Here is a 16,963-nt window from a genome sequence, read left to right as displayed (position 1 = left end):
GGGCAGGGGGTCGTCACACTGTGTCCTCCGCCGGCGACCGGTGACCACCCTCACATTTCACTGAGCGGAAGGCAGGCGCAGCTCATCCGGCGGGGTCGGGCCAGCCCGTGTAGCACTCCGCGAGGTACGTCGACCCGGCCCGCGACCCGACCAGGGTGGTGAGCTCGCCGATCTGCCGGCGTACGTCGAAGTCGGACGCGTCGGGCAGCCGGTGCAGCATCGTGGTCATCCAGTACGAGAAGTGCTGCGCCTTCCACACCCGCTCCAGCGCGCGCGTCGCGTAGTCGTCGAGCGCGTCGTCGACGCCGCCGTGCAGCATCCGCTCCAGGTTCTCGGCGAGGACCCGGACGTCGGCCAGCGCGAGGTTGAGCCCCTTGGCGCCCGTCGGAGGCACGGTGTGCGCGGCGTCGCCCGCGAGCACCAGGCGGCCGTGCCGCATCGGCTCCTGGACGAAGGAGCGGAACGGCAGCACGCTGCGCGAGGTGATCGGGCCCTCCTGGAGCTCGACGCCGTTGGCACCGACCCGCGCCTGCAGCTCGCTCCAGATCCGGTCGTCGGACCAGTCCTCGGCGTCCTCGTCGGGGTCGCACTGGAAGTACATCCGCTGCAGGGTCGGGGTGCGCTGGCTGATCAGGGCGAAGCCGCGCTCGGAGTGGTTGTAGATCAGCTCCGGCGCGCTCGGGGGCGCCTCCGCGAGGATGCCGAACCAGGCGAAGGGGTACTCCCGGAAGAACTGGCGGCGCTGTTCCTCGGGGAACTGGTGGCGGCACAGGCTGCGCGACCCGTCGGCCCCGACCAGGACCCGCGCCCGCACCTCGTGGCGGGCGCCGTCGGCGTCGGTGAAGCACAGGCCCGGACGGTCGGTGGTGAGGTCGTCGACCGCGACGTCGTCGACCCCGAACCGGACGTCGCCGCCGTCGCGCTCACGGGCGTCGGCGAGGTCGATGAACACGTCGGTCTGCGGGTAGAGCTGCACCGACGCGCCGACCAGGTCGTGGAAGTCGACCCGGTGGGTGCTGCCCCCGAAGCCGAGCTCGATCCCCCCGTGCTCGTCGCCGTCGCGCAGCACCCGGTCGGAGACGCCGGAGTCGACGAGCAGCCCGACGCTGTCGCGCTCCAGGATGCCGGCCCGGTGCGTCTCCTCGATCTCCTTCCGGCTGCGCAGGTCGATCGCGACCGACTCGAGGCCGGCCCGGTGGAGCAGGTGGGCGAGCATCAGGCCGGCCGGTCCGGCGCCGACGATCGCGACGTCCGTCGTGGTGCGCTCGGGGCTCACGACCCGCTCCGGTCGAGCAGCGGGACGTCGAGGAGGCCGGCGAGCTCGTCGTACGTCGTCCCGAACAGGTCGCGCACCTCGACCCCGTCGTCGGTGAGGTCGAGCACGGCCCGGTCGGTGTAGACCCGGCTGACGCAGCCGACGCCGGTGAGCGGGTAGGTGCACTCGGGCACCAGCTTGGGGCTGCCGTCGCGGGCGAGCAGGGTCATCATCACGAAGGTCTGCCGGGCGCCGATCGCGAGGTCCATCGCGCCACCCACGGCCGGGATCGCGTCCGGGGCGCCGGTGTGCCAGTTGGCGAGGTCGCCGGCGGCGGAGACCTGGAACGCTCCGAGCACGCAGTAGTCGAGGTGGCCGCCGCGCATCATCGCGAAGGAGTCGGCGTGGTGGAAGTACGACGCCCCCGGCAGCTCGGTCACCGGGACCTTGCCGGCGTTGACCAGGTCGGGGTCGATCTCGTCGCCGTGGGCCTCCGGACCCATGCCGAGCATGCCGTTCTCGGTGTGCAGCACGACCCCGGCGTCGGGGTCGAGGTGGTTGGCGACCCGGGTCGGCTGGCCGATCCCGAGGTTGACGACCGACCCCGGCGGGATGTCGCGGGCAACCAGGGCGGCCAGGCCGTCGGTGTCCAGGCGTTCCTCGCGGATCACTGGCCCTCCTCCTGCTCACCCGTCCGGCCCCCGGGCTGGTGCACCACCCGGTCGACGTACAGGCCGGGGGTCACGACGTGCTCGGGGTCGATGCCACCCAGCGGTCGCAGCTCACGGACCTGCACCACGCTCGTGGTCGCGGCCGCGGCCATGATCGGTCCGAAGTTGCGCGCGGTCTTCCGGTAGACGAGGTTGCCGACCGGGTCGGCCGCCAGCGCCGACACCAGCGCGACGTCGGCGCGCAGCGGGTGCTCCAGGACGTAGTGGCGGCCGCCGATCTCGCGCACCTCCTTGCCCTCGGCGAGCCGGGTGCCGTAGCCGGTGGGGGTGAAGAAGCCGCCGATGCCGGCGCCGGCCGCCCGGATCCGCTCGGCGAGGTTGCCCTGGGCGACCAGCTCCAGCTCGATCCGGCCGGCACGGTACTCGGCGTCGAAGTGGTGGGAGTCGTGCTGCCGGGGGAAGGAGCACACGATCTTGCGCACCCGCCGCTCCCGGATCAGCGCGGCGAGGCCGCGGTCGCCGTTGCCGGCGTTGTTGTTGACGACGGTGAGGTCGCGGGCGCCGCCCTCGAGCAGCGCCTCGATCAGCTCGACCGGCTGGCCCGCGCTGCCGAAGCCGCCGATCATCACCGTCGCGCCGTCGCCGACCACCGAGACGGCCTCGGCGGCGCTGTCGACGAAGCTGACCATCAGCGCGCCGCCTGGTTCTCGAGGACGACGGCGAGGCCCTGCCCGACACCGATGCAGATCGCGGCGACGCCCCAGCGCTCTCCCGAGGCGGCGAGCGAGCGGGCGAGGGTGCCGAGGATCCGGGTGCCGGACGCACCGAGCGGGTGCCCGATGGCGATCGCGCCGCCGTGCGCGTTGACGAGGTCCGGGTCGATGCCCCAGGCACGGACGCAGACGAGCGACTGGGCGGCGAAGGCCTCGTTGAGCTCGACGGCGCCGACGTCCCCCCAGCCGATCCCGGCCCGGGCGAGCGCCCGGTTCGCGGCCTCGACGGGGGCGAAGCCGAAGAACTGCGGCTCGTTGGCGGCCGCCCCCCAGCCGGCGACGCGGGCGAGCGGGTCGCCCAGGCCGGCGTCGGCCGAGCCGAGCAGCGCGGCCGAGGCGCCGTCGTTGAGCGGGGAGGCGTTGCCGGCGGTGACCGTGCCGTCGTCGCGGAAGACCGGCTTCAGGCCCGCGAGCTTGTCGGGCGTGGTGTCGCGGATCGACTCGTCGCGGGCCAGCTCGACCCCCGGTACGGCGACCACCTGGTCGTCGTAGAAGCCGCCGTCCCACGCCTCGGCCGCGAGCCGGTGCGAGCGCAGCGCGAAGGCGTCCTGGTCCTCGCGGGACACCTTCTCGCGCTCGCGCAGCTGCTCGGTGGCCTCGCCGAGGGAGACCGTCCAGGCGCCGGGCATCTCCGGGTTGACCAGGCGCCAGCCGAGGGCCGTCGAGACCAGCTCGGCGTTGCCGGCCGGGAACGGCTTCTCGGGCTTGGGCAGCACCCACGGCGCCCGCGACATCGACTCCACCCCGCCGACGAGCACCACGTCGGTCTCGCCGAGGGCGACCTGCCGGGCCCCGGAGATGGTCGCGTCGAGGGAGGAGCCGCACAGCCGGTTGACCGTCGAGGCCGGTACCTCGACGGGCAGCCCGGCCAGGAGCACCGCCATCCGGGCGACGTTGCGGTTGTCCTCGCCGGCGCCGTTGGCGCAGCCGAGCACCACCTCGCCGATCCGGTCGGGCTCGAGTTCGGGGTGGCGCTCCAGCAGGCCGCCGACGACCAGAGCGGCCAGGTCGTCGGGGCGCACTCCGGCGAGCGCGCCGCCGAACCGTCCGAACGGCGTCCGCACGGCGTCGTACACGAAGACGTCAGGCATCGAGCACCTCCTGGGCGATCGCGAACGCGTGGTTGGCCGCCGGGACGCCGCAGTAGACGGCCGACTGCAGGATCACCTCGCCGATCTCGTCTGCGGTGAGCCCGTTGGTGCGGGCGGCGCGGACGTGCATCGCGAGCTCCTCCCAGTGGCCGCGCGCGATCAGCGCGGTCAGCACGGCGACCGAGCGGGAACGCCGGTCCAGGCCCGGGCGGGTCCAGACCTCGCCCCACGCGTAGCGGGTGATCAGGTCCTGGAAGTCCCGGGTGAACGGCGTCGTGGCCGCGGCGGCCCGGTCGACGTGGTCGTCACCGAGCACCTCCCGGCGGACCGCCATGCCGTCGTCGTGGGTGTTCATCGCGTCTCCTCGAGCAGGTGGGGGATGAGCAGCTCGGCCGCGGCCGCGGGGTCCTCCGCCGGCGGCAGGTGCGCGGTGCCGGCGATCACCTCGGCCCGGGCACCGGTCACCGCCTCGGCGGCCGCAGCCGTCTCGTCGGGACCGACGACCGGGTCGTGCTCGCCGGCCACGACCAGCAGCGGCACCCCGATCGTGCCGAGCAGCGGTCGGGCGTCGTACTCCGCCAGGGCCTCGCAGGTCAGCGCGTAGGACTCGTCGTCGACCTCGCGCAGCCGCAGCAGCAGGTCGTTGCCGGTGCCGGGGTCCCGCTCCAGGAACCCGTCGGCGAACCAGCGCTGGGCGGACCCCTCGACGATCGCCGACGTGCCGGCGCCGCGCACCCGGGCCGCCCGCTCGGCCCAGGAGTCCGGCGTGCCGAGCCGCGGCGCGGAGGCGACGGTGGCGACGCGGGTGACCGGGCCGGGGTCGGCCGCGAGCAGGAAGCCGACGGCGCCGCCGACCGACACCCCGGCGTACGACGTCGGGCGGCCGGCGGCCAGTTCCCCGGCCCGCGCGCGGACGACGTCGGCGAGGTCGGCCACCGAGAACGGGCCGGTCGCCGCCGGGCTCCGACCGTGGCCGGGCAGGTCCCAGCCGACCACCTCGACGCCGTCGAGGAGGGCGACCGTCGATCCCCAGAGGGTCTCGACGTCGGTGCCGAGCGAGGGACCGACCAGCAGCAGCCGCGGCGACGAGGCGTCGCCGGCGAGCCGGGTCAGGGTGAGGTCAACCACGGGCGGCCGCCTGCGCGTCGTGTCGTGCGACCAGCGCGTCGACCACGGCCCCGGCCTCACCGAGGTGGTCGCGCACGTCGCCGTGGCCGCCACTCTCGGCCAGCAGCGCCTCGGCGGACGCGTCGGCGCGGGCAGCCATGGCGGCGGCGTCGACCTCGAGGCCGTCGACCAGCTCCCGCGCCTGCGACGCGGCGGTCACCGTGAGCTCGAGCAGTCGCGCGAACGCCGGCCACTCCGCGTGCCATGCGCCGTCGGGCCGCTCGTCGACGCCGCTCGCGGCGGCGAGGTGGAGCTGGGCGGCCAGCTGGGGCGCCTGGAGCGCGGCCGCCCGGACGAGTACCGCGAGCACCGGGTTGCGCTTGTGGGGCATCGTCGACGAGCCGCCCCGGCCCGGGGCCGCGCCCTCGCTCACCTCCCCGATCTCGGGCCGCCCGAGCAGCAGCACGTCGTTGGCGAGGGCACCCAGCGCGTCGGTCGCGGTGACGAGCACGTCGCCGGTCCCGGTGACGACCCCGCGCCGGGTGTGCCAGGGGAGGTCCGGCCGGAGGCCGAGGGCGTCGGCGAACGTGGACGGGACGGCGTCGGGGTCGGCGTCGGGCGCCAGGTGGACCAGCAGGGCGCGGGTGCCGGCGGCGCCGCCGTACTGGACGGGCAGCGCGCCCCGGACCTCGCCGACGGCGTCGGCCGCGTCGTCGACGGCGGCCATCCGCTGCGCGACCTTGAGGCCGAACGTGGTCGCGACGGCGTGCTGGGTCAGCGTGCGGCCGGCCATGACCGTGTCGCGGTGGGTGCGCGCCAGCCCGGCCAGGCGGCCGGCGGTGGCGGCCAGGTCGTCGCCGACCCGGCCGAGCGCGTCGCGAGCGAGCAGCACGAGGGCGGTGTCGAGCACGTCCTGGCTGGTGAGGCCGCGGTGGATAGGTGCCCCGTCGCCCACCGCCTTCCGCAGCAGCACCACCAGCGGCACGACCGGGTTGGCCGCCGCCTCGGTGTCGACCAGCAGGCCGGCGAGGTCGGGCCGCAGGCCGGCGGCGGCGCGCTCCACCGCCTCGGCGGCGGCCGCGTCGGCCAGTCCGGCGACGACCAGGGCCCTCGACCACGCCACCTCGACGCGGAGCAGCGCGGCCACCAGGGCGGCGTCGTCGGCCACCCCGGCCGCCCGGTGGGAGCCGGGCGCGAGCAGCCGGCTCACCGGGGGTGCCCCGGGAACCGCAGGAAGACTGTCTCGCCGTCACCCTGCAACCGGACGTCGAACCGCAGCGAGCCGTCGTCGTCACGCACCGCCTGCAGGGTCCGGCGCTCGTCGTCGGGCAGTCCGTCCAGGAAGGCGTCGTGCTCGCCGGGGAGGTAGGCGCGCGTGAACAGCCGGTCGAGCAGGCCGCGTGCGAACACGGTCAGCGCGAAGTACGCCGCCCCGCCGTCGACGCCGCCCGGCTCGACGGTCGTGAAGTGGAAGCGTCCGGACGCGTCGGTCGCCGCCCGGCCCCACCCGGTGAACCGGCCGTCGCGGCGCAGCGAGCCCTCGCTGCGCGGTACCCCACCCGCGGGGTCGGCCTGCCGCAGCTCGAGCAGGGCGTCGGGCAGCGGGTCGCCGTGGCCGTCGCGGACGGTGCCGTGGAGCCGGACCGCCCCCGGCGTACCGGGGGCGACGAGCTCGGGGCCGCCGGCGTACCGGAGGGCGTCGTGGAAGAACGGCCCGACGGTCTGCCCGGGCGTCGGCTGCACGTCACCCATCGTGCTCCTCCCGCTCGAGCGGCGTCGCGTGGCTGCCGGTGAGCACGACGTCCCAGCGGTAGCCGGTGGCCCACTCGTGGCTGGTGAGGTCGTGGTCGTAGGTCGCCACCAGCCGCTCGCGGGCGGCCGGGTCGGTGATCGACTGGTAGATCGGGTCCAGCGCCAGCAGCGGGTCGCCGGGGAAGTACACCTGGGTGACCAGGCGCTGGGTGAACTCGGTGCCGAACAGCGAGAAGTGGATGTGAGCGGGCCGCCACGCGTTGTGGTGGTTGCGCCACGGGTAGGGGCCGGGCTTGATCGTGATGAAGCGGTAGCGCCCCTCGCCGTCGGTGAGGCAGCGCCCGACGCCGGTGAAGTGCGGGTCGATCGGCGCCGGGTGCTGGTCCAGCTTGTGGACGTAGCGGCCCCCGGCGTTCGCCTGCCAGACCTCGACCAGCTGGTGGCGGACCGGCCGGCCCTCGCCGTCGAGCACCTGCCCGGTCACGACCAGCCGCTCGCCGATCGGCTCGCCGCGGTGCTGGATCGTCAGGTCGGCCTCGACGGGATCGATGTCGGAGTGGCCGAAGACCGGGGCCACCAGCTCGACGCCCTCGGGGTCGACGTCGCGCAGGGCCTTGGTCGGGTGCCGCAGCAGCGAGCTGCGGTACGGCGGGAAGTCGGTGAGCGGCTGCGGCGCGTCGGCGGTCGTCGCCGCCTGCACCTGCGCGATCTCGTCGCTGACGACGGACTGGCTCTCCAGTGCGCTCGCCGCCTCCTTGGCCACGGTGGTCACGGGCCCACGCTAGGGGGTGGCCCGAGGCAGCGCCGAGGCTACCCTTCCACTGAGCGGAAGGGAGGCCCCATGGCCGGCAACACCTCGACCCCGGGCGCCACCGTGGTCTCGCGGGCGCTGTCCCTGCTGTTCGCCTTCGACGAGCGGCACCCCCGGCTCACGCTGACCCAGGTGGCCGAACGCGCCGGGCTGCCGCTGCCGACCGCCCACCGGCTGGTCGGGGAGCTGGTCGCCGGCGGGGCCCTGGTCAAGCGGCCCGACGGCGACTACGTCGTCGGGCGGCGGCTGTGGCGGGTCGGCCTGCTCGCGCCGGCGGAGACCGGGCTGCGCGAGGTGGCGGCGCCGTTCCTCAACGACCTGCACGCCGCGACCCGGGCCACGCTCCACCTCGCGGTGCGCGACCGGCACGAGGTGCTCTACCTCGAGCGGCTCTCGGGCCGGACGTCGGTGCCGGTGGTCAGCACCGTCGGCACCCGGCTGCCGATGCACACCACCGGCGTCGGGAAGGTGATGCTGGCCCACGCGCCCGACGACGTCGTCGAGCAGGTGCTGGCCAACCTGACCCGCGTCACGCCGTACAGCGTCACCTCGCCGGGACGGCTGCAGGAGCAGCTCGCCGCGGTCCGCCGCGACGGCTACGCGACCACCGTCGAGGAGATGACCCTCGGTGCCTGCTCGGTGGCGGTGCCGATCCGCGCCGGCGGCAGCCAGGGCCCCGTCGTCGCCGCCCTCGGCATCGTGGTCCCCAGCCTGAAGCGGGGCCGCGACCGGCTGGTGACCGCCCTCCAGGTCGCCGCCCAGGGCATCAGCCGCTCGCTGGGGTGAGGTGCCCGCCGGCGGTACTCCAGCGACGAATGGCCCCCGACTCGCCGCTCCGAGGGGCCACTTGTCACTGGACTACCCGTCTCAGGCGAGCTGGGCCGCGAGGCGGACGGGGGCGTTGGGGGCGCCGTAGCCGTCGTAGCGGCCGCGGCGCTCGACCACCTCGAGGAACACCTCGCCCACGGTGCGGGTGTAGAGGTGGAGGAACTCCCCGTCGTCGTCGCGGTCGTAGAGGACGCCGAGCCCGCGCATCTGCTCGACGAGGTCCGGGTCGAGGTCGAACCGGGCGAGGAGGTCGTCGTAGTAGTTGCCGGGCACGGGGAGCGGCCGCAGCCCGCGCCCGACGGCCTCACGCGCCAGCCCGAGGACGTCGTCGCACGCCAGGGCGACGTGCTGGGCCAGGCCGGGGTGGCCGACCGGAAGCAGGTTGAGCGGCATCCGGACCCGGCCGTCCGACGAGCGCATCACCTGGCTGCGGACCAGGCCGGCAGGCCCGGCCACCTCGGTCGACGACTGGGTCTCCAGCGACAGCAGGGAGGCGTGGAACAGCACCGCCTCGTCGTAGTGCTGCCAGGGCTGCACCAGGTTGACGTGGTCGATGGTGCTCGCGCCGAGGTCGTCCTGCGGCGCGCGACCGCCGTCGAACTCCCCGACCCACCCGGCGCTGCGGCCGAGGAAGACCTCGGTGCCGTCGGGGGCCGCGACGGCCCGCAGCTCCTCCTCCCCGGCGTACGTCGTGCGGTGGACGCGCGGCGCGAGCAGCCGCTCGGCCCGCGCTGCGGCGGCGTCGGGGTCGCCCACCTGGTAGCCGACCGCCGCGAGCCTGGCCTCGCCGGCACCCGGTTGCTGGTTGCAGACGATCCGGGCGTCGCCCCTGGTCCACAGCCGGACGCCCTTGCTGCGGTGCCGGCCGCCGAAGCCGAAGCCGAGCTGCTCGAGGAGCACCTCGACCGGCTCGGTGTCCGCGGCCCTGACCTCGACGAAGTCGTATCCGGCGGGCTGGCCGGCCGGGGGCAGCGGCGGCTCCTCGACTCCCGCACCGTCGGCGAGCCAGCGCAGCGACCGCAGCGCCTGCCGGGCGGTGCGGCTGGGGTCGGTCTGCCGGAAGGTGTCGTTGAAGACCTCCAGCGACAGCGGCCCGCTGTACCCGGTGGCGAGCACGTGCCGCAGGAAGCCGGCGAGGTCGAAGCTGCCCTCACCCGGGAACAACCGGTGGTGGCGGCTCCACGACAGCAGGTCCATCGACAGGGCGGGTGCGTCGGCGAGCTGGAGGAAGAAGATCCTGTCCCCGGGGATCTGCTCGATCGCCGCGGGGTCGTGGCCCTTCGACAGGATGTGGAAGCTGTCGAGACAGGTGCCGACGGCCGGGTGGTCGGCCAGCTGCACGATCCGCCACGCACGCCGGTAGTCGTCGACGAACCGACCCCAGGCCAGTGCCTCGTACGCGATCCGGACGCCGTGCTGCTGGGCGAGGTCGCCGAGCCGGCGCAGCTGGTCGGCCGCCACCCCGTCGTCGTCGACGGTGGCGGTGGCCACGTTGCTGCAGACGAGCAGGGTGTCGATGCCGAGCCGCTGCATCAGCGCGAGCTTCGCCCCGGCCCGGTGCAGCACCCGCGCGAACTCGGCCTCGCAGACCCCCTCCGCGTCGCGGAACGGCTGGTACAGGTCGAGGGTGAGCCCGAGCCGCTCCGCCCGGGCCCGGATCTCCTCCGGGCTCTCGGGCGCGGCGACCAGGTCGGGCTCGAACACCTCGACCCCGTCGAAGCCCGCCTCCGCGCAGGCGTGCAGCTTGCGGGTCAGCGAGCCGCTCAGGCACACGGTGGCGATCGACGTCCTCATAATGAACCAGACGGTACATAACCCTCCCGCAGGACCGCCAGCCCCGCGGATAGGCTCGGGCCATGGCTGGCACCGAGCGGCTGCGCGACGCCGTCCGCACCCGCGCCGAGCTGCTCGAGGTGGCCACCCAGGTTTTCAGCGAGCAGGGCTACTCCGGGGCCCGGGTCGACGTCATCGCCGAGCGCACCCGCACCACGAAGCGGATGATCTACTACTACTTCGGCAACAAGCAGGGGCTCTACCTCGCGGTGCTCGAGGAGGCCTACCGGGGCATCCGCAGGGCGGAGCAGGACATCCACGCAGCCGACCTCGCGCCCGTCGACGCCGTACGCCGGATCGCCGAGCTGACCTTCGACCACCACCACGCCCACCCGGCGTTCATCCGGCTGGTGTCCATCGAGAACATCCACCACGGCGAGCACCTCCGGCAGGTCGACTCGCTGCGCGAGCTCGGCGCGCCGGCCGCCTCCCTGCTCGACGCCGTGCTCGCCCGCGGCAAGGCCGACGGCGTCTTCCGCACCGACGTCGACGCGATCGACGTGCACATGCTGATCAGCTCCTACTGCGTCTTCCAGGTCGCCAACAACGCCACGTTCGGCTTCCTGTTCGGTCGCGACATGACCGAGGCCCGCACCCGCAGGCGGAACCGCAGGATCCTCGGTGACGTCGTCGTCGCCTGGCTCACCGCGCTCCCCTGAACCCGGCCCCCGCTTGCGCCGGGCGCCGCCGGGCCAGGCCCCGGCGGGCTCGACGTACCCCTTGACGCCCCGGGTCGGGCTGTGGTGTCGTTCACATGTACGTACCGTTTAGTACATTAGGAGCCCGCGGATGCGACTCTTCCTCGTCGGCCTCGTCGGCACCGGTGTCGGCCCCTCGCTCTCCCCCGCGCTCCACATGCGCGAGGCCGCGCACCACGGCCTCGACTACGTCTACCGGACGCTCGACCTCGACGACCTCGGGCTGGTGCCCGAGCAGGTCGGCGAGCTGCTCGACTGGGCGCACCGGCTGGGGTACGACGCCCTCAACGTCACGCACCCGTGCAAGCAGCTGGTCCTCCCCCACCTCGACCACCTCGAGGAGCGGGCCGCCCGGCTCGGCGCCGTCAACACCGTGGTGTTCGGCGAGGACGGCGGCGCGACCGGGCACAACACCGACACCACCGGCTTCGCGACCGCCCTGGTCACCGGCCTGCCCGACGTCGGGACGGGCGAGGTCGTGCAGCTGGGTGCAGGCGGTGCGGGTGCGGCCGTGGCCGACGCGCTGCTGACCGACGGCACCGACCGGCTGGTCGTCGTCGACGTCGACCCGCACCGCAGCGAGGCGCTCGCCCGCGAGCTGGCGGGCCGGTTCCCGGACGCCCGCGTGGAGACCGCGCACCCCGACAAGCTCCCGGCGCTGACCCGCGAGGTCGACGGCCTGGTCCACTGCACGCCGACCGGCATGGCCGCGCACCCCGGCCTGCCGCTCGACGCCGGACTGCTCCACCCCGGCCTGTGGGTGGCCGACATCGTCTACCGCCCACTGGACACGCCCCTGGTGCAGGCAGCGCGCACGGCCGGCTGCCCCACGCTCCACGGCGGCCACATGGCGGTCCACCAGGCCGCCGACGCGTTCCGGCTGATCACCGGGCTCGAACCGGACGCCGACCGGATGCTCGCCCACCTGCGCGAGCTGGCCACCCACGACTGACCCGACCGCACGAGCAGCACCCCCACCCCGAGGAGTACCCATGCAGGATCCCGTGACCACCCCCGAGAAGACACCGAGGAAGGCGGCGCTCGCCAGCTTCATGGGCAGCGCCGTGGAGTACTACGACTTCTTCATCTTCGGGTCGGCGGCGGCCCTGATCTTCCCCACGGTGTTCTTCCCCGACGACGACACCTCGGCACTCGTGATGTCGTTCGCGACGTTCGGCTTCGCCTACGTGGCCCGCCCGATCGGCGCCGTCTTCGTCGGCCACTTCGGCGACCGGATCGGCCGGCGCAAGGTGCTGCTCTTCACGCTGCTGCTGATGGGGGCCTCGACGTTCCTGATCGGCTGCCTCCCGTCGTACGACGCCATCGGCTGGGCGGCGCCCGCGCTGCTCGTGCTGTGCCGGGTGCTCCAGGGGCTGTCCGCGGCCGGCGAGCAGGCCGGCGCCAGCTCGCTGACCCTCGAGCACGCACCCGACGACCGCCGCTCGTTCTTCACCTCCTGGACGCTGACCGGCACCCAGGGCGGCCAGATCCTCGCGGCCCTGGTCTTCATCCCGGTGGTGGCCCTGCCCGACGACATCAAGTACGGCATCGGCTGGCGGATCCCGTTCTGGGTCTCCGCGGTGGTCGTGCTGGTCGCGTACATGATCCGTCGCGGCCTCCACGAGACCCCCGAGTTCGAGGAGGCCAGGGCCAACGACGAGATCGCGAAGCTGCCGCTGGGCGTGCTGATGCGCGACCACTGGGTCGACGTGGTGCGTGTGATCTGCTGTGCGTTCATCGCCGCCGTGTCGACGGTCTTCGGGAACCTGGCCATCGCCTACGGCACCGAGGTCGGGGTCAACGAGTCGATCACGCTGTGGCTGGTCGTGGTGGCCAACGTGTTCGCGCTGTTCACCCAGCCGTTCTTCGGCAACCTCGCGGACCGGATCGGCCGCAAGCCCGTCTTCGTGTACGGCGCGGTCTCCAGCGCGGCCCTGATGCCCTTCTACCTGCTGTCGATGGGACAGGACAGCGAGCTGCTCACCTTCGCGCTCGCCGTAGCGACGTTCTCGTTCGGCTACGCGGCCGCCAACGCGGTGTGGCCGTCGTTCTACGGCGAGATGTTCAGCACCCGGGTCCGGTTCTCGGGCATGGCGATCGGGACCCAGATCGGCTTCATGATGGCCGGCTTCGCCCCGAGCATCGTGACCGCGCTGGGCGGCGTCTCCGAGGGCGGCTGGGTCGTCACCTCGCTGTTCACCGCCGTGATCTGCGCCATCGCGGCCGTCTCGGCACTCACCGCCCGGGAGACCAAGGACGTGCCCACCACCGCCCTCGGCCTCCGTACCGAGCGCGCCCGGGAGGCCGCCGCCGGCGTGACCTGAGCCCTCATCGGGGTACTCCAGTGGCAAGTGGCCCTCGCCACGCCGAGCAGAGGGGCCACTTGTCGCTGGACTACCCCACCTTCCCGACCGAAACCCGCGTGCGGGGTGTCGGTGGGGACGGCGAGAATCGGGGGGTGACGACGACTCGGGACGAGCGGACGGGGCTGCGGCACTTCTGGGCGGTGCTGCCGACGGAGGGCCGCTGGCTGCTGTCGACGGTGGCGATCCAGACGCTGGGCCGCGGGCTGACGCTGCCCTTCACGATCATCTACCTCCACGAGGTGCGCGGGATCTCCCTCGACCTCGCCGGCTCCCTGATGGCGTTCATCGCCGTGGTCGCGCTGGCCGTCACCGGCCCGGGCGGTGCGCTCACCGACCGGATCGGGGCCCGCCGGATGCTGCTGTGGGCGACCACCGCCCAGCTCGTCGGCTGCGTGGTCCTCGCCCTCGCGACCACACCCCTCGTGGTCGCGGTCTCGTTCGCGCTGCTCGGCTTCAACTTCGGGGTCTCCTGGCCCGCCTTCAACGCGCTGGTCGCTGCGGTCACGACAGGTCCGACCCGGGTGCAGTACTTCGGGATCAACTTCGCGCTGGTCAACCTCGGGATCGGTCTCGGCGGCGTGGTCGGCGGCCTCTACGTCGACGTGACGCGGCCCGGGACCTTCACGACGATCTTCCTGGTCGACGGCGCCTGCATGCTGGTCCCGATCGCCCTGCTGCTGGGGCCGCTGCGCCACCTCCACGGCCGGGCGGAGCGGCCGGACGACGAGGAGGCACCGGGCTCCTACCTCGCGATCGTGCGCCAGCCAGCGGTGCTGTGGCTGACCGCGCTCACGTTCCTCGCCACGTTCGTCGGCTACGGGCAGATGGAGGCCGGCTTCCCGGCGTACGCCCGCCAGGTCAGCGAGGTCCCGACCGAGGTGATCGGGTTCGCGTTCGCGGTCAACACCGCGGTGATCGTCGCCCTGCAGTTCCTGGTGCTCACGCTCATCAGCGGCCACCGCCGGACCCGCGTGCTCGTGGTGATGTCGGCGCTCTGGGCCGCCGCATGGGTGCTGCTCGGTGCGACCGGACTGGTCCCTGCCTCCGCCGCGGCGGTGGCGGGCGTGCTGGTGTTCCACGCGCTCTTCGCGCTCGGCGAGACGATGCTGCAGCCCACCATCCCCGCGATCACCAACGACATGGCGCCCGACCACCTCCGGGGCCGCTACAACGCCGTGAGCGCCGGGGCGTTCCAGGCCGGCACGATCGCCGGGCCCGTGGTCGCCGGAGTCATGCTCGACGCCGGCTGGGACGTCGGCTTCGTCGGCGCCCTCGTCGCCAGCTGCGCGGCCATGGCGGCGCTCGCCCTCGCGGTCGAACGCCGGATCACCCCGGCCGTCAACGGCATGGGGACCACGTCCACCGACCCGTCGGTCCCCGAGCCCGGCGCGGGGGTGGCGCCGACGAGCGGCACCACCCCCACGACCTGACCGGTCAGAGCAGCCCGTTCTCCTCGAGGAAGTCCTCGGCCACGACGACCGGGTCCTCCTTGTCGACCTGCACCCGGGCCAGCGCCTCGGTGAGGTTGTCGGTGGTGAGCGCCTCGGAGACGCCGTTCAGGGCCTCCTCGACCTCCGGCGTCACCGCGTCGGACTGGATCAGCGGCACGATGTTCTGGGAGAGGTAGAGGTTCTCGGGGTCGTCGAGGACCACCCAGTCGTTGACCTCGATCGCGGAGTCGGTGGAGAAGATGTTGGCCACGTCGACCGTGCCGTCCTTGAGCGCCGCCACGGTCAGCGGCCCGCCGGGGTCGAGCGGCTTGAACTCCTCGAACTCCACGCCGTAGACCTCCTCGAGTCCCACGAGGCCCTGGAACCGCTCCCGGAACTCCGGCCCGGCACCCACGACCAGCTCGCCGGCGACCGGCTCGAGGTCGGGGATCGCCGCGAGGTCGTACTTCTCCGCGGTCTCGCTGGTGACGGTGAGCGTGTCCTTGTCCTCGGCCGCCGACTGCGGCAGGGTCTCGCTCCCCTCGGGCAGCTCGTCCTGGAGGGCGTCGTAGACCTCCTCCGGCGAGGTGACGTCCTCGGGGACGCCCTCCTCGCCGACCAGGTAGGCCAGCAGGGCGCCGTTGTACTCGGGCAGCAGGTCGATGTCGCCGTCCTCGAACGCCTTCATGTAGACCTCGCGGGCGCCGATGTTGGGCTGGGTCTCGACGCTCACGTCGGCGGCCTCGAGGGCCTGGGCGTACATCTGCATCAGCAGCTCGTTCTCGGGGAAGTTGGCCGAGCCGACGACGATGGTGTCGCCGCCGCCCTCCCCCTCCGAGAACGGGTCGTCGGCGGAGTCGTCGCCGCCGCACGCGCTCAGCGCCAGGACGGCGAGCACGGCGACGGCGGCGAGCGACCGCACGCGTCGGGTGGGTGTGGACATCGGAGTCACCTTTCGTTGGTGTGGGCTGCGACGGGTCGGGCCTGACGCGGGGCGGAGCGTCGGGGGCCTCGTTCGGCCCGGCCGTCGACGCCGGGCGAGACGAGGGAGCGCTGGATCGCGGCGAGCAGGAGGTCGAGGACGACGGCGAGGGCGGCGACCAGGATCGCGCCCGCGACCACCCGCGGGTAGTCGCGCAGCGCCAGGCCGTCGAAGAGGTAGCGCCCGAGTCCGCCCAGCCCGACGTAGGCCGCGATGGTCGCGGTCGACACGACCTGGAGCGTGGCGTTGCGGATGCCGCCGAAGATGATCGGGAGCGCGTCGGGCACCTCGACCTGGGCGGCGACCTGGTAGCCGGTCATGCCGACCCCGCGCGAGGCGTCGACGGTCGCGGGGTCGACCGAGCTGACGCCGGCGTACGTCGAGGTGAGGATCGGCGGGATCGCCAGGATCGTCAGGGCGACCGTGGCCGGGATCAGCCCGGTGCCGGCCAGCGCCACGACCAGCATCAGCACGCCGAGCGTGGGCAGCGCCCGACCTGCGTTGCCGGCGTTGATCGCGAGGAAGGCGCCCCTGCCGGTGTGGCCGATCAGCACCCCCACCGGGAATGCGATCAGGAGTGCGATGCCGACGGCGAGGCCGGTGTAGGTGAGGTGCTCGAGGATCCGCTGGGGAAAGCCGTCGCTGTTGCCGAGCGCCCAGTTGGCGGGGTCGAGGAGGAAGCTGAACGTGCCGTCGTTCATCGCGACGCCTCCACCCGGGCCCAGGGCGTCATCGCCCGCTGGGCCATCACGATCAGGAAGTCGGCCACCACCGCGAGCAGCACCGAGAGCACCAGCCCGATGAAGATCGGCGGGACGTAGAAGTTGAGCTGGAAGCCGCGGGTGAACAGGGAGCCCAGGCTCACGATGCCGAGCAGGGCCGACACCGACACCATGCTGATGTTGGCGACCGTGGCGACCCGGAGCCCGGCCAGCACGACGGGGAGCGACAGCGGCAGCTCGACCGAGAACCAGCGACGCAGCGGCGTGTAGCCCATCGCCACCGCCGACTGCACCGCCTGCGGCTCCACGGAGGCCAGGCCGTCGGAGGTGGTGCGGACGAGCAGCGCCAGGCTGTAGAGGGAGAGCGCGATGACGACGTTGACCCGGTCGAGGATGCCGGTGCCGAGGAGACCCGGCAGCAGCAGGAACAGCGCCAGCGACGGGACCGTGTAGAGGATGCTCGACGCGGTCAGCAGCGGGTGACGCGCCCAGCCGAACCGGACCACCAGCCAGCCCAGGGGGAGCGAGAGCACGAAGGCGATGGCGACCGGCACGAGGGCCAGCCAGATGTGCTGGACCAGGGCCTCCCACACGGCCTCGCCGTTGGTCACGAGGTAGTCCCACACCTCGGAGAAGAAGGTCAT

General features: G+C 73.5%; 18 protein-coding genes. 5 read left to right on the top strand and 13 right to left on the bottom strand.

Annotation, left to right across the window (positions count from 1 at the left end; all coding sequences use genetic code 11):
* Positions 1–82: 82 nt before the first annotated feature.
* The 9 genes from ACQ1X7_RS11240 to pcaH are packed head-to-tail and all read right to left on the bottom strand — an operon-like array spanning position 83 to position 7,421.
* Complete coding sequence (locus tag ACQ1X7_RS11240) at positions 83–1,276, bottom strand: 4-hydroxybenzoate 3-monooxygenase (RefSeq protein WP_432478277.1); 1,194 nt, start codon at positions 1,274–1,276, stop codon at positions 83–85.
* The gene (locus ACQ1X7_RS11235; RefSeq protein ID WP_432478276.1) at positions 1,273–1,926 is read right to left on the bottom strand and encodes a 3-oxoacid CoA-transferase subunit B; all 654 of its coding nucleotides are present in this window, start codon (positions 1,924–1,926) and stop codon (positions 1,273–1,275) included. The genes ACQ1X7_RS11240 and ACQ1X7_RS11235 overlap by 4 nt, the downstream gene beginning before the upstream one ends.
* A complete protein-coding gene (locus ACQ1X7_RS11230; RefSeq protein WP_432478275.1) occupies positions 1,923–2,615 on the bottom strand; it encodes a 3-oxoacid CoA-transferase subunit A in 693 nt (230 codons plus the stop codon). The genes ACQ1X7_RS11235 and ACQ1X7_RS11230 overlap by 4 nt, the downstream gene beginning before the upstream one ends.
* Positions 2,615–3,790, bottom strand: coding sequence for a thiolase family protein (locus tag ACQ1X7_RS11225; protein WP_432478274.1), 1,176 nt, complete (start codon positions 3,788–3,790; stop codon positions 2,615–2,617). Before ACQ1X7_RS11225 ends, ACQ1X7_RS11230 begins: the two co-directional genes overlap by 1 nt.
* Positions 3,783–4,145 (bottom strand): 4-carboxymuconolactone decarboxylase, encoded by a 363-nt coding sequence (gene pcaC / locus ACQ1X7_RS11220; protein WP_432478273.1) that lies wholly within the window; start codon positions 4,143–4,145, stop codon positions 3,783–3,785. The genes ACQ1X7_RS11225 and pcaC overlap by 8 nt, the downstream gene beginning before the upstream one ends.
* Complete coding sequence (locus ACQ1X7_RS11215; protein WP_432478272.1) at positions 4,142–4,918, bottom strand: alpha/beta fold hydrolase; 777 nt, start codon at positions 4,916–4,918, stop codon at positions 4,142–4,144. The genes pcaC and ACQ1X7_RS11215 overlap by 4 nt, the downstream gene beginning before the upstream one ends.
* The gene (locus tag ACQ1X7_RS11210) at positions 4,911–6,107 is read right to left on the bottom strand and encodes a lyase family protein (protein WP_432478271.1); all 1,197 of its coding nucleotides are present in this window, start codon (positions 6,105–6,107) and stop codon (positions 4,911–4,913) included. Before ACQ1X7_RS11210 ends, ACQ1X7_RS11215 begins: the two co-directional genes overlap by 8 nt.
* Positions 6,104–6,649, bottom strand: a complete 546-nt coding sequence (gene pcaG / locus ACQ1X7_RS11205) for a protocatechuate 3,4-dioxygenase subunit alpha (RefSeq protein WP_432478270.1) — start codon at positions 6,647–6,649, stop codon at positions 6,104–6,106. The genes ACQ1X7_RS11210 and pcaG overlap by 4 nt, the downstream gene beginning before the upstream one ends.
* The gene (gene pcaH / locus ACQ1X7_RS11200; protein ID WP_432478269.1) at positions 6,642–7,421 is read right to left on the bottom strand and encodes a protocatechuate 3,4-dioxygenase subunit beta; all 780 of its coding nucleotides are present in this window, start codon (positions 7,419–7,421) and stop codon (positions 6,642–6,644) included. Before pcaH ends, pcaG begins: the two co-directional genes overlap by 8 nt.
* A gap of 69 nt (positions 7,422–7,490) precedes the next feature.
* Between pcaH and ACQ1X7_RS11195 the strand changes: the two genes are divergently transcribed.
* The gene (locus ACQ1X7_RS11195; RefSeq protein ID WP_432478268.1) at positions 7,491–8,246 is read left to right on the top strand and encodes an IclR family transcriptional regulator; all 756 of its coding nucleotides are present in this window, start codon (positions 7,491–7,493) and stop codon (positions 8,244–8,246) included.
* 81 nt (positions 8,247–8,327) lie between these two features.
* Here the strand turns inward: ACQ1X7_RS11195 and ACQ1X7_RS11190 are convergent, their stop codons facing one another.
* Positions 8,328–10,082, bottom strand: a complete 1,755-nt coding sequence (locus ACQ1X7_RS11190) for a TIM barrel protein (RefSeq protein ID WP_432478267.1) — start codon at positions 10,080–10,082, stop codon at positions 8,328–8,330.
* Between the two features lie 62 nt (positions 10,083–10,144).
* On the opposite strand from ACQ1X7_RS11190, the gene ACQ1X7_RS11185 reads away from it, so the two are divergent.
* From ACQ1X7_RS11185 to ACQ1X7_RS11170, 4 genes are all read left to right on the top strand, one after another.
* Positions 10,145–10,780: a TetR family transcriptional regulator gene (locus ACQ1X7_RS11185; RefSeq protein ID WP_432478266.1), complete on the top strand. Its 636-nt coding sequence runs from the start codon at positions 10,145–10,147 to the stop codon at positions 10,778–10,780.
* A gap of 130 nt (positions 10,781–10,910) precedes the next feature.
* A complete protein-coding gene (locus ACQ1X7_RS11180; RefSeq protein WP_432478265.1) occupies positions 10,911–11,771 on the top strand; it encodes a shikimate dehydrogenase in 861 nt (286 codons plus the stop codon).
* A 40-nt stretch (positions 11,772–11,811) separates the two neighbouring features.
* Positions 11,812–13,143, top strand: coding sequence for an MFS transporter (locus tag ACQ1X7_RS11175; protein ID WP_432478264.1), 1,332 nt, complete (start codon positions 11,812–11,814; stop codon positions 13,141–13,143).
* 134 nt (positions 13,144–13,277) lie between these two features.
* Positions 13,278–14,615 carry an MFS transporter gene (locus ACQ1X7_RS11170; protein ID WP_432478263.1) on the top strand — a complete coding sequence of 446 codons (1,338 nt, stop codon included), beginning with the start codon at positions 13,278–13,280 and terminating at the stop codon, positions 14,613–14,615.
* A 4-nt stretch (positions 14,616–14,619) separates the two neighbouring features.
* Here the strand turns inward: ACQ1X7_RS11170 and ACQ1X7_RS11165 are convergent, their stop codons facing one another.
* The 3 genes from ACQ1X7_RS11165 to ACQ1X7_RS11155 are packed head-to-tail and all read right to left on the bottom strand — an operon-like array spanning position 14,620 to position 16,963.
* Positions 14,620–15,558, bottom strand: a complete 939-nt coding sequence (locus ACQ1X7_RS11165) for an ABC transporter substrate-binding protein (protein WP_432478262.1) — start codon at positions 15,556–15,558, stop codon at positions 14,620–14,622.
* Positions 15,559–15,563: 5 nt separating this feature from the next.
* Complete coding sequence (locus ACQ1X7_RS11160) at positions 15,564–16,298, bottom strand: ABC transporter permease (protein ID WP_432478261.1); 735 nt, start codon at positions 16,296–16,298, stop codon at positions 15,564–15,566.
* Entirely contained in the window at positions 16,295–16,963 is a 669-nt protein-coding gene (locus tag ACQ1X7_RS11155) for an ABC transporter permease (RefSeq protein WP_432478260.1), read from the bottom strand. Before ACQ1X7_RS11155 ends, ACQ1X7_RS11160 begins: the two co-directional genes overlap by 4 nt.

The organism is Nocardioides sp. GXQ0305 (assembly GCF_050880345.1).
GTDB lineage: Bacteria > Actinomycetota > Actinomycetes > Propionibacteriales > Nocardioidaceae > Nocardioides.
Note: the sequence above shows the minus strand (reverse complement) of the source record. Positions and strands in the feature narration are given on the sequence as shown.

Excerpts from the sequence above, each read along its gene's own strand:
- ACQ1X7_RS11230 (WP_432478275.1), bottom strand. The coding sequence starts at position 2,615 with ATGGTCAGCTTCGTCGACAGCGCCGCCGAGGCCGTCTCGGTGGTCGGC.
- ACQ1X7_RS11225 (WP_432478274.1), bottom strand. The coding sequence starts at position 3,790 with ATGCCTGACGTCTTCGTGTACGACGCCGTGCGGACGCCGTTCGGACGG.
- pcaC (WP_432478273.1), bottom strand. The coding sequence starts at position 4,145 with ATGAACACCCACGACGACGGCATGGCGGTCCGCCGGGAGGTGCTCGGT.
- pcaG (WP_432478270.1), bottom strand. The coding sequence starts at position 6,649 with ATGGGTGACGTGCAGCCGACGCCCGGGCAGACCGTCGGGCCGTTCTTC.
- ACQ1X7_RS11195 (WP_432478268.1), top strand. The coding sequence starts at position 7,491 with ATGGCCGGCAACACCTCGACCCCGGGCGCCACCGTGGTCTCGCGGGCG.
- ACQ1X7_RS11190 (WP_432478267.1), bottom strand. The coding sequence starts at position 10,082 with ATGAGGACGTCGATCGCCACCGTGTGCCTGAGCGGCTCGCTGACCCGC.
- ACQ1X7_RS11185 (WP_432478266.1), top strand. The coding sequence starts at position 10,145 with ATGGCTGGCACCGAGCGGCTGCGCGACGCCGTCCGCACCCGCGCCGAG.
- ACQ1X7_RS11180 (WP_432478265.1), top strand. The coding sequence starts at position 10,911 with ATGCGACTCTTCCTCGTCGGCCTCGTCGGCACCGGTGTCGGCCCCTCG.
- ACQ1X7_RS11175 (WP_432478264.1), top strand. The coding sequence starts at position 11,812 with ATGCAGGATCCCGTGACCACCCCCGAGAAGACACCGAGGAAGGCGGCG.
- ACQ1X7_RS11165 (WP_432478262.1), bottom strand. The coding sequence starts at position 15,558 with ATGTCCACACCCACCCGACGCGTGCGGTCGCTCGCCGCCGTCGCCGTG.
- ACQ1X7_RS11160 (WP_432478261.1), bottom strand. The coding sequence starts at position 16,298 with ATGAACGACGGCACGTTCAGCTTCCTCCTCGACCCCGCCAACTGGGCG.
- ACQ1X7_RS11155 (WP_432478260.1), bottom strand. The coding sequence starts at position 16,963 with ATGACCTTCTTCTCCGAGGTGTGGGACTACCTCGTGACCAACGGCGAG.